We start from the raw sequence: 10,711 nt of genomic DNA, 5'->3' as shown, positions 1-10,711 counted from the left end.
ACTTCTTCTAGTACAGGATTGCGTAGATCGTTTGCTAATTTAGGGTGACCTAAAACTATTACGGCTAAAGTGCCGTTTACATCTTGCACAGTCTCAATAAGATGTTTTAAACTCACTAAAGTGCGTGGATGTAAATCATGAGCTTCATCAATAAATAAGGCAATAGGCTTATTTAACTCCTTGATAAGGGATTGTAGCTTACGCTCCCTTTTTTCAGCTTGTGTAGGCAACTTACCGTCTTTCTTTGTTGCTATATCTGCAAATAAAGCTGTATATAAAGTATTAATTGTGACATTACGTTTATCTGTAGCCAGAGATTTAGAAACTAAAATTTTATTTTCATCTCTAATTGCTTGCTGTAAGCGTCTTAAAGTAACAGTNTTACCTATACCAACTATGCCGGTTAATGCGATAAGCCCTCCTGATTTTATTGCATGTTTAATATTGCTTAGCATACTTTGGTAGGTATCAGTTTCAAAATATTCTGCTTTATCAATTTCTTTAGTTAAACCATAATACTTCATGCTTTCAATATCCATTAGTTCTCCTTCCTGGTAAATATAGGTTTTATCTCAAATAGTTGCTTCACTTGTGTCATTACAAGCTGTTTATCTAAGCTTTCTAAAATAATTGCCTCAATTCTAGCCATCTGCTCAGGCAATAAACGTCCTAAGGGATAACCAAGCCAACGTGATATTGCAGCTTTAGCTTCTATAGCATCTTTAAATGATGTTTGGCTTAGGGAATGTTCCAGCTCAAATGGTATTGATGCTTGCTTATCTTCAACAAGTCCCGAAGTATTAAGCATAGTATCGGTTATTGTAGAGCCGCCTGATAAGGCAGCACGNGGTATAGAAATATTTTTTGCTAAGAGTTCTATATGATCAGCGCGCTCTTCCTTCTTACTTTTCTTAAAAGTACGATATCGACCGAAAGNAATTGGTCCATCAGCAGGATAGAATGGTCCATAAGATTTGCCTTCATATTCAACGTGTAATTCATTATTGAAGAGACCCCATAGTAAAGTAACTTTTACTCCTGCAAGTTCATGTGTTAACTGATACTTCACTCCATTAACAACAACACATGCATCACTTCCTACTTTCCTTGTTTCAGGTTCTCGAGCCAAGGCAGAAAATTGCTGCCAATCACACATTGCTCTAAATCCTTCAGGTGGTAAATTACGTTTCCAATCTTCTAAGCGNGAGTGCTCTTCCTGTCGGTGNTTCTCCTGGTTATATCTTTCCAAATAATGGCGTAACCATTCATTAGCTTCTAAAAGNTTCTGGGGAGGATGTAAATGATATAAAGTTTCTAGAGATTCTTTTACCGTACGAAATGGGCGCTCAACTTTTCCTTTGGACCTAGCAGTTTTACGACGGCCATCTTTACCATCAGGTAAATGAGTTCTAATTTCTACATTAAGGTATGCCATGACTCTCTTAAACACTAGGCTTTTTGCAACCGGCCCGTTATCCATATAAAATGTTTTAGGTATCCCTTGAAAAGGAAANCCCGGGTGTTTCTTTGCTGCCATAGCATTATATAAAAACTTTAAAGCAGTGATAATATNTTCACCATAAATATAATGATATTCTTGATATGTTACTCCACTACGGTCATCAACAACACTAGCTAGCATTAATGTAGGTGTTCTTTCTAAATTATCTTCATTTTTCTCAGCAGGAAGATGNTTAAAATCTGAAGGACTGAAATCAAAATGCCAACAATCATTACTGTTTACTGCTTGNAATCGTACTATAGGTGGTTGTACATTTAGTGATAAGCAATCTAACCCGAAACGTTTGAGATAATTGCTTACTGTTGATTTTTTTAATAAACCTTGGGGTGCTTTTACTAATACTCCTTTTGTTTCAACTCCATAGGTTTCTAAAAGACGGATACATTCTTTTATAGAAAGTCGTCTACCCTTCTTATTTGTAGTCCTAACTCTTAAGGCAGCTATAAGTTCACAATAATTCCTCATTTCACTTTGGCTAATGAGTCTAGGTCGATTATAATCTGCCCTATAAATTGTTTTNGGCTTCTTATATTTATGTAATGCGCGGTATAGTGTAGCGGGTGAAACATTATAAAATTCAGCTGCTTCTTTTATGACTAACTTGCGCTGTGGGTTACGTGGTGCTAGAGCAGATAATCTGTTGTATAACATAATCAATGCATCTGCCGGCACACATCTTGTCATTGAGGAATATCTCCTTCAAGAGCATATGCTATTTTATCAAGCCCATTTTTTCTNAACCAATTATGAAGATTAGCCGGNGTTGTTTTATAGCGGGCGGCTATAAATTTCTTTGTTGACCCATTCTTCAATAAAGCTTCAATNTCTACCTTATAGTCATCTAACTTACTTTTTCCAGGGCCAATAGGTCTGCCAAGTTTTATACCNGCAGCTTTTTTTACTCGTAGTGCTTCAGTGGTACGTTTGGAAATAANGTCTCTTTCTATTTCTGCTGCCATTGCTAGTGCCATAGCCATAATCTTACTTTGGATACTTTTATCTAGCTGCCAATTACCTTTAACTGCGTAGACATTAATTCCTTTCTGAAAAGCTATTGATAATATTTCCATGCATTCCAACATACTACGCCCTAGCCTGGAAAGCTCACTGACTATTATATTACTATCACTNTGCATGCTCTCTAATATTTCTGCTATTTTNCTTTCGCGCCATGGTGTTTTGCCGGAAGCTTTCTCTTCTATAAACTGTACTTGTCCGAGACCTTTCTCATTAGCTAGGTTTAAAATTGCAGCACGGTTCTTATCAAGGTCTTGATCAATCGTTGATACTCTCAAGTAAGCTATTGTCTTATTAAGTACATACATAATAGCTTTTTTAGCCCGTTTTTATAAAAACCTAAAATTAGCTCTTATTCTATATGGATTTATATTTTTTTATCAATGACTTTTGTTTAAAGTCTCATAAATTTAATATGCTCATTTTCATCTAATTAACCATACATTTTATTCCTGCCTTTATACTAAATTTACTCTCCAACCTATAGTTGCAATTAATTCTGGAAAATAAAATTATAGAATCATTTATTTATGGACAGAAAATTTATGAAATCAATTAACCCCGGTCAAACTGTTTTTCTAGTCGCAATTAATTCTGGAAAAAATTTGTACTTGATTGCTGGAATTTGTGTTTATAAAATCAAGCCTATACAGCTAGTGATCTCCCGGATAAACTTAAAGTATGGGAAGAATATTATAATAAACAAAGATCACATAGCGCTTTACAAGGTAAAACACCTTGGGAAAGATATAAGGAGTTAGAAAACAAAATACCTTCTTTAGATGAAATACAGGCGGATTATGAGCTAAATCAAGAAAGTTTTGTTATACAAAATTACAAGTACGACCAAGCAATAAGAGCATTAAAGAAGAAGTAGCTAATATATTTAGGGGAAAAACAATATAAAAACTGAAATTATAGTTGAAGATTGGTAATGATGTCTATTAATCAGAAAGGCACATATTAATCAAGAGTTAATCTTACATTCCAATGGTAACTAGGTATATGAATCACACAATTAATATTATCACTCTTATCCTTTCCCCAGGTGAGCTCAATAATGTTTGAGTTAATTAGAAGCTTAAGTTCCGTCTTTCTATTGTGTATAACATTATTCATATATGCCTCATAATATGTATATTAACTATACAATAGAAGGCTAAATGATATATGTACGCTAATCAAGTTAAGTTATGATAAAGATTTATAGCAGGATTTAAACAGAAACATTACAATATTTATCTAAGAAGCAAACTTAGCTTATTTTCTGAGTCATCATAAAGTTGTTTAATGCGTGTTCTATCATCCCTTGGCAAAAAGCTTTGGCAATTTCGTCTGATGCTTCCTTATTTTCTAGCAAGAATTTGTATAATATAGCAGTTAAAGTATTAATTTCATCTTTTGAAGAAGCTATATTTGTATCCTCAATTACTTTAAAAACTATATCAGAAGCTTTTTTAAATATTTGAGTATTTAGTTCTGAATTATTTAATATAGATGTCGGGCTTTTTTTATTAATATATTCAAATAAATCTACCCCTAGGGCAGCAGAGATTTTTTCAACGGTTTCTTTCTTTTTAACGTTTCTATAAATTACATTATCTATTATTTTTCGTGGTAACCCAATGCTTTTAGCAAGATCAACTGTACTTATTTTTTTGAAAAATAGTATTTTACGTACAATCTCCCCAATTTCATTCATTCTAATATTATAATATTCATATTACTTTTTATAGTTTGTAAACTAGCAGCTGTATTAGGAAATGTCTATATTTCAAAGTAGATTAAGAAATAAAAGTAACATATTAAGATAACTACATGTAGAATATATTCTACATAATATTATACTTTTACTTGCATAATAGTTTATGAAGCTATATAATAACAAAAAAGAGCAGCTAGTACTAACTAACTACTCTTTTTATATGTGAGGTCTGATAGACCCCTTAAACAACCAAGTTCAGTCTATCAAACCTCCACTAAAATTCAAGCTATTTAACCGATAACTATAACTAATAGTTATTAAATATTTAATGGAGCGTTTATGAAAGATTCCGCACAAGCACAGATCTATGGCACAATGGCAAAAGACCTGGAAATACATAATGATCTAAACGGGAAAGTATACGGTGTTGCTACCATAACCGTAAATAAAGCTGTAGGGTATGACCCTGACACAGGAGAAGAGATATTCGAACCTAGATGGTTTAAAATTCATATTACCGATGAAAGCTTATTAGATTTTTATAAACCACTACTACATAAAGACAAAAAAGCTATCTTCATAGGTGAGCTCGATATTATACAGTCCTGTATGGATGATTCACTTGCTCAAGTCATTATCAAAGTAAATAACCCCCTTGGAATAGCTCTTATGCCTAAAGCCCCAAATAATTAAGATAAAACTATAATACTTATATTTTTGGAGTTTTAAAAAACCTATTTGATAAAAGTAGAACACCGCAGGTAAAGCAATGTTCTACTCCTTATTTACGGATTTATGCATATGTTAAATACATAACTACTTTAAAATATTCTATCTAACATCTTCCTTCAAAGATAATATCATGATAAATTAATGACCTCGACTTCCTTTATGAGTTGAAGCTTGATTCTGTGTTTTTCTAATATGTTCTGCTTTACTACCTTGCTGAGATTTATTTCCTCTACTCGTTTGTGTACTATAAGCTCTTGCTTGAGTGGAATGATTTCCCACCCTACTTGCAAAAGAAGGTGTTATTATATTCTCATCACTCGGAGCACTTGAATGATGGTTTAACCTTCTTTCAGGAGATAGTGGTTCTAGGTATTCTAAGTTGCTTTCTTCAGTTTTCATAGCGGAGGATTCTGAATCTGAATGCATTTCTTTTGCTTTACCAATTTTTTTTTCTGCCTTGTTTAACAATCTAAAATCATTTTTTTTAACAAAGGGAGGTTCTGGCCATGGATATTGGTTATTATGGAACCCTCTTGTTTCAACAACTTGTTTAATAGGTTTATTATCTACCTCTGTAACTATACCTTTACTTTTTTCATTCATCTGTTGGACAATATTTGCACAATCTCGACAACATAGTTTCGAAATACCTATATAAATAGCTGTGTTTTGATTTAATAAATTTCTTGTTGAATCATTAATATATTGTAATATTCTCATTTCTGCATGAGTACCGTCAGGAATACTGGGTTTACCTTTTAGATCTATATTTATATCTATGTAACCTTTCATTAGTGCTTCCCGCAAAGGAATATTAATTGTATTTTCGTTTGTTAAAAAACAAATAACCTTAGAAATATCACGAAACATTTTTTCAGATACTTTCCTCAATTTATTGTCTTTATCTTCTTTCAATTTTATCTCTTTATTTTGAAGTCGTTGAATCTCTAATTCTTTATCAGCTATACTTTTTCTTATATTTTCGATCTTTTTTAGTATAAGAACGTTTGTATTTGGACATGGATATTCCTCTAAAGCCTTTTTAAGTTTTGCTTTATTGTCTATGCCTAAAAGTTTTAATATTTCTCTTTCTTTATCTTTCACTTCTTTTGTTTTATCACGTAATGTTTGAGCATCTTTTGTTTTATCACGTAATGTTTGAGCATCTTTTGCTTTTGACATTGTTATAGCTTGCTTAAAATCTTGCCTACTATCATACGCCTTTTTATATTCATTATATTTTCGATCAACTTTAAGTAATTCTTTCTTTATCTTATCTAATTCACTCGTTATAATTAATAATTTATCATTAGTTTCTTTTAAATTTAAGTTTAAAAATTTAATTTCATTCATTATTGGGCTTTCATGACCTTGATATTGTTCATAAATTGATTTACTTCTTAGTTCTTTTCTCCATTGAACCATATTTTTAGCTTTCCAAGCATCATTATATGAAAGATTATTTCTCACAATGTGTTGAAAGAATTTCATATAGTTTTGTACTAAGCTAGTATTAGTTCCTCTATTACTAGCTACAAGTAGCTTTCCCTCATATAAACTTACAGCTGCACATTTTTCTTCACCACAGATAAGGCGTGCAATTGAATCTAGTCTTCTATATTCCTTTGGTTGTTCATGTTGAGTTCTTTTATAAGTTTGATCTCCTTCTCCTCTATGAGATCTATTCCCTGAAGAATGCTTATTACCTTGATGACTTTTTCTCATTTCTACTTTTCAATATTTGATTTACACATAATCATACCATGGAACCACCCAAGTATAAATTCGTTTTTCTTGTATACATTGATAAATTATGAGGTTTTAATTGAAATATAAATATAATAGTTCAATTATTATTAAGATATATAAAGTATTACAAGAGATATGTTGCAGAGAGTTATACTGTTTTATAGTGTCTACTCACCCTTCTTTTTCCAATATTTTCTATTTCTTTGGTTGCATCATCCATATGATTGAAAGTCTGTATGGTCAGATTACCTAAATTATTCTGTAATCCTCCCCATGACTTTATTATTGTCCATTCGTTAAACAGGTTTTGCTGTAGCCTTACCGTATAGTACATACTATCACTTCTCCACTTCCAAATCCTTAGGTCTAGTTTCAGAGCTTACCTCCTCCTACTAATGTTTACTTTCTCTTTTGGAAATGCTCGTACTTAAGTTCATTTGTTGTCTTGTCTGCAACTATCATACCTTTTTCAAGTACTCTAACAATTCTACTATTACCTAGGTCTTCAAAACTTATGTCTAATGGAGACAATCTAAGCCCTTTTATGTCGATTATTGCATTAGTGTACGCATAAATGATAACCGGTAAGACCATTAGCACACAACTTGTCAATAAATTAACTCCCTCACTTCTCATTACTCCACTCTTACTTCCTTTCTTAAATTCAGAGAAAACAGCACTTAAGATCCAATAGGAGATAAAAACAAGCACAGCCGGTATATTGAGGATTAGCTCATTAATGAACTTAGGATATAAAGTATAAACAGCTATAAGAGATAACGGCCAGTACTTAATAGCATATTTAACAACCTTAGGTTGGTTAGACTTAACGGTTATATATTCCATAAACGTATTAAGATGGAAAGCACCAATTATAGCCCCTGCAAAACCTAATGTAGGGCTTATCATATCTGAAAAACTATAAGGAAGATGGCGAATATCAAAACTAAGAACATAGCAATATATTTTTTCATAGCATGCATATAATATGAGTGCGAAAGCTATAACATACAGTAAGTATTTCTTATTAATACCAAACATTGTATTCAATTCTTCTTGCTTTAATGTCTCTATGGCTTCCATGTTATTTTACACTTCGTTTAAATGTTAACTTACTTGCTATCAGTATCATTAAATAAAAGCAATTGTTATTTCTATCAATATGCTACCTTTATTTAATAATTTATATAATACTTTGTGATTTAAATGAGCATTATTAATATTTATGGAATTAGTATTACTTTAATAAGAATATGGATATTCATTAACAGAACTCTTTCCTCCGGGTAAGTGGCGATAAAAAGTAGCAGGGGATATTTGCAAAAACGCCTTTCAGCATCTTCAACTGTAATCTTAGGATCACGTAGTAATGCTCTTGCTGCTACTAAGTCTTCTTGAGTGAGTGCAGAAGGCCACACACCTTCCTTATAAACAAGTATAATGCTTTCAATGGATTCGCTGCTCAAATAATAATTAAGCTACAATGCACATAAGCTAAAAATTTGGGATCTCACTATATTTATTTACTTTAGATCCATTTACATATAAATGATCTCTTAATTAAAATTAACTAGCAATATCTAAGTAATTGTATTATTTCAGTAAATAAAAACAGTAATTCATAAGCTAACCATATTTAGATTTTGTACAAGCATATAATTAAGGATAAAAATGAAAGAAGGGTTAAATGCATTCTTGGAATTAAGCCAGGATGAAAAGAACAGCAAATTAATAGCTTTAGTAGAAGAAGGCAACCCAATAGATGAAATAATTAGCGCCGGCGCTAATTTAAATACAAAAACCCAGGAAGGTACAACACCATTAATGGTTGCTGCTCAAAATGGGAATAAAGAAGCAGTAGAAATACTTTTAAAGAACAGAGCTAGTATTGATAAGAAAAGTAACAAGGGTTCAACAGCATTAATATTTGCTGCCTATAAGGGGCATAAAGAGATAGTGGAAATGCTTTTAAATAGGGGAGCTAACATTAATGAGAAGGGTGCTTATGGGACTACAGCATTAATGTTCGCTGCTGAACATGGCCATCAAGAAATAGTAGAAATTCTTCTCATAAATGGAGCTAGCATTAACGAGAAAGATAATGATAATAATACAGCATTAATACTTGCTGCTGAATTTGGGTATAATGGAATAGTAGAAATACTGTTAAATAGGGGTGCTAATATTGAAGAGAAGAATAATGGCGGTTTTACAGCATTAACAAATTCTGCCTACAAAGGGTATAAAGAAGTAGTAGAAGCACTTTTAAATAAGAGTGCTAACATTAATAAAAAAGATAATAATGGTGGCACCACAGCATTAATGTTTGCTGCCTACAAGGGACATACAGAGATAGTAGAAATGCTTTTAAATAGGGGAGCTAACATTAATGAGAAGGGTACTTATGGGGTTACGGCATTAATGTTTGCTGCTGAACATGGCCATCAAGGAATAATAGAAATACTTTTAAATAGAGGTGCTAACGTTGAAGAGAAGAATAATAATGGTGCTACCCCATTGATTACTGCTGCTCGAAAGGGGTATCACGAAATAGTAGAAATACTTTTAAATAAGAATGCTAATATTGATGAAAAAGATAATATTGGTAACACAGCATTAATGTTTGCTGCTCACTATGGACATACAGAGATAGTAGAAATGCTTTTAAATAGGGGAGCTAACATTGATGAGAAAAATAATAACGGTGGCAATACAGCATTAATGTTTGCTGCTGAAAATGGGCATAAAGAAGTAGTAGAAATACTTTTAAATAGTGGTGCTAACGTTGATGAGAAGAATAATAATGGTGCTACCCCATTAATTACTGCTGCCCGAAACGGCCATAAAGAAACAGTAGAAATTCTTCTTAAATATAAAGCAAACGTGGATAGAGGAATTGGAGGGTATACAGCATTAATGGCTGCCTCTCTAAATGGGCACAAAGAAACAGTAGAAGTTCTTCTCGAAAATGGAGCAAGCGTGGATAGAGAAGTTAAAGGGGAGTCAGCATTAATGTTTGCCTCTCAAAATGGGCACAAAGAAGTAGTAGCAGCTCTTCTCGAGAATGGAGCAAATATTAATAAAAAAAGTAATACCGGTTATTCAGCATTAATGTTTGCTGCTTTAAAAGGCCACTTTGATGTAGCGATTACCTTGATAAAAAATAATGCGAATATTCATCAAGTAAGTAATGATGGTAAAACTGCTATAGATTTAACAAGCGATGAGAGTATTAAGAGTTTGCTTACACGAGTGATTTCTTACCAGAATAGAATACCTAAGCTACGCGATATGCTAGTTTACTGTTTTGCAAAAGCCATCAATGAGCCCCCTAATTATGAACAATTTGGATCCATTTATAATAGTCGTATGATGGAAAGCAATGTTTTACCTGAAGAATTGAAAGATGAAATCGTAAATTATGTTTTTCCGGACAAACCTTCTAATAAGCTTATTGTAAATCCTTCCAGAAGTAAGATAGATTCTTGGGTAGCAAAAATCCAGGCAGAGCAACAAAGGAAAGAGTTAGATAAAGAAGGCTTAGGGGTTGCATAGGAAGAACAGATCTGTTGTTGGAGCCCTTAACTAAAAAAGTTAGGTGTAGAAAGTTTTTGTTTATGCACAGCATATAAAACACTATACATTTAATCTATCTTTATTCATTAACTGTAACGGCTTGATTTTATAAATACAAATTCCAGCAATCAAGAGCAAATGTTGTCCAGAATTAATTGCGACTAGAAAAACAGTTTGGCCAGGATTAAATGATTTTATAAATTTTTTGTCCAGAAATAAGTGATTCTATAATTTTATTTTCCAGGATTATTTGCGAATGAGCTGCAAGCCTAGTATTTCTTATAAAATTATACCTAATTTATGAATTTCTTTATTAAGCTCTTCCCGGCGACTTGGGGATAATTGTCCCCTTAAATATGCTTTTACTTCATGACGCCTGGCATTGAGGTAATCACATAATATTGTTAGGT

General features: G+C 32.5%; 11 protein-coding genes. 2 read left to right on the top strand and 9 right to left on the bottom strand.

The window, feature by feature from the left end; translation table 11 throughout:
• The 5 genes from NF27_RS00380 to NF27_RS00360 form a co-directional block, all read right to left on the bottom strand.
• Window positions 1-455, bottom strand: a 455-nt coding sequence (locus tag NF27_RS00380) for an AAA family ATPase (protein WP_458692786.1), incomplete at its 3' end; no start/stop codon positions are given.
• Window positions 456-538: 83 nt separating this feature from the next.
• A complete protein-coding gene (locus tag NF27_RS00375) occupies window positions 539-2,194 on the bottom strand; it encodes an IS481 family transposase (RefSeq protein WP_204367846.1) in 1,656 nt (551 codons plus the stop codon).
• 8 nt (window positions 2,195-2,202) lie between these two features.
• Window positions 2,203-2,847 (bottom strand): recombinase family protein, encoded by a 645-nt coding sequence (locus NF27_RS00370; protein ID WP_053332444.1) that lies wholly within the window; start codon window positions 2,845-2,847, stop codon window positions 2,203-2,205.
• A 655-nt stretch (window positions 2,848-3,502) separates the two neighbouring features.
• The gene (locus tag NF27_RS12750) at window positions 3,503-3,658 is read right to left on the bottom strand and encodes a hypothetical protein (RefSeq protein ID WP_204367845.1); all 156 of its coding nucleotides are present in this window, start codon (window positions 3,656-3,658) and stop codon (window positions 3,503-3,505) included.
• 136 nt (window positions 3,659-3,794) lie between these two features.
• Window positions 3,795-4,241, bottom strand: a complete 447-nt coding sequence (locus NF27_RS00360; RefSeq protein ID WP_039454596.1) for a hypothetical protein — start codon at window positions 4,239-4,241, stop codon at window positions 3,795-3,797.
• A gap of 342 nt (window positions 4,242-4,583) precedes the next feature.
• Between NF27_RS00360 and NF27_RS00355 the strand changes: the two genes are divergently transcribed.
• Window positions 4,584-4,937, top strand: coding sequence for a hypothetical protein (locus tag NF27_RS00355; RefSeq protein WP_039454593.1), 354 nt, complete (start codon window positions 4,584-4,586; stop codon window positions 4,935-4,937).
• A 177-nt stretch (window positions 4,938-5,114) separates the two neighbouring features.
• Here the strand turns inward: NF27_RS00355 and NF27_RS00350 are convergent, their stop codons facing one another.
• The 4 genes from NF27_RS00350 to NF27_RS00335 form a co-directional block, all read right to left on the bottom strand.
• The gene (locus NF27_RS00350; RefSeq protein WP_039454592.1) at window positions 5,115-6,701 is read right to left on the bottom strand and encodes a hypothetical protein; all 1,587 of its coding nucleotides are present in this window, start codon (window positions 6,699-6,701) and stop codon (window positions 5,115-5,117) included.
• A gap of 172 nt (window positions 6,702-6,873) precedes the next feature.
• On the bottom strand, window positions 6,874-7,059 hold the full coding sequence (locus NF27_RS00345) for a WGR domain-containing protein (RefSeq protein ID WP_039454590.1): 186 nt from the start codon (window positions 7,057-7,059) through the stop codon (window positions 6,874-6,876).
• 65 nt (window positions 7,060-7,124) lie between these two features.
• The gene (locus NF27_RS00340) at window positions 7,125-7,808 is read right to left on the bottom strand and encodes a hypothetical protein (RefSeq protein WP_039454588.1); all 684 of its coding nucleotides are present in this window, start codon (window positions 7,806-7,808) and stop codon (window positions 7,125-7,127) included.
• Window positions 7,809-7,948: 140 nt separating this feature from the next.
• Entirely contained in the window at window positions 7,949-8,191 is a 243-nt protein-coding gene (locus NF27_RS00335) for a hypothetical protein (RefSeq protein WP_039454586.1), read from the bottom strand.
• A 205-nt stretch (window positions 8,192-8,396) separates the two neighbouring features.
• On the opposite strand from NF27_RS00335, the gene NF27_RS00330 reads away from it, so the two are divergent.
• Window positions 8,397-10,280 (top strand): ankyrin repeat domain-containing protein, encoded by a 1,884-nt coding sequence (locus tag NF27_RS00330; protein ID WP_053332443.1) that lies wholly within the window; start codon window positions 8,397-8,399, stop codon window positions 10,278-10,280.
• The last annotated feature ends 431 nt before the right edge of the window (window positions 10,281-10,711 follow it).

The organism is Candidatus Jidaibacter acanthamoeba (assembly GCF_000815465.1).
GTDB classification, from domain to species: Bacteria; Pseudomonadota; Alphaproteobacteria; order Rickettsiales; family Midichloriaceae; genus Jidaibacter; species Jidaibacter acanthamoebae.
This window is presented reverse-complemented; position numbering and strand designations above follow the sequence as displayed.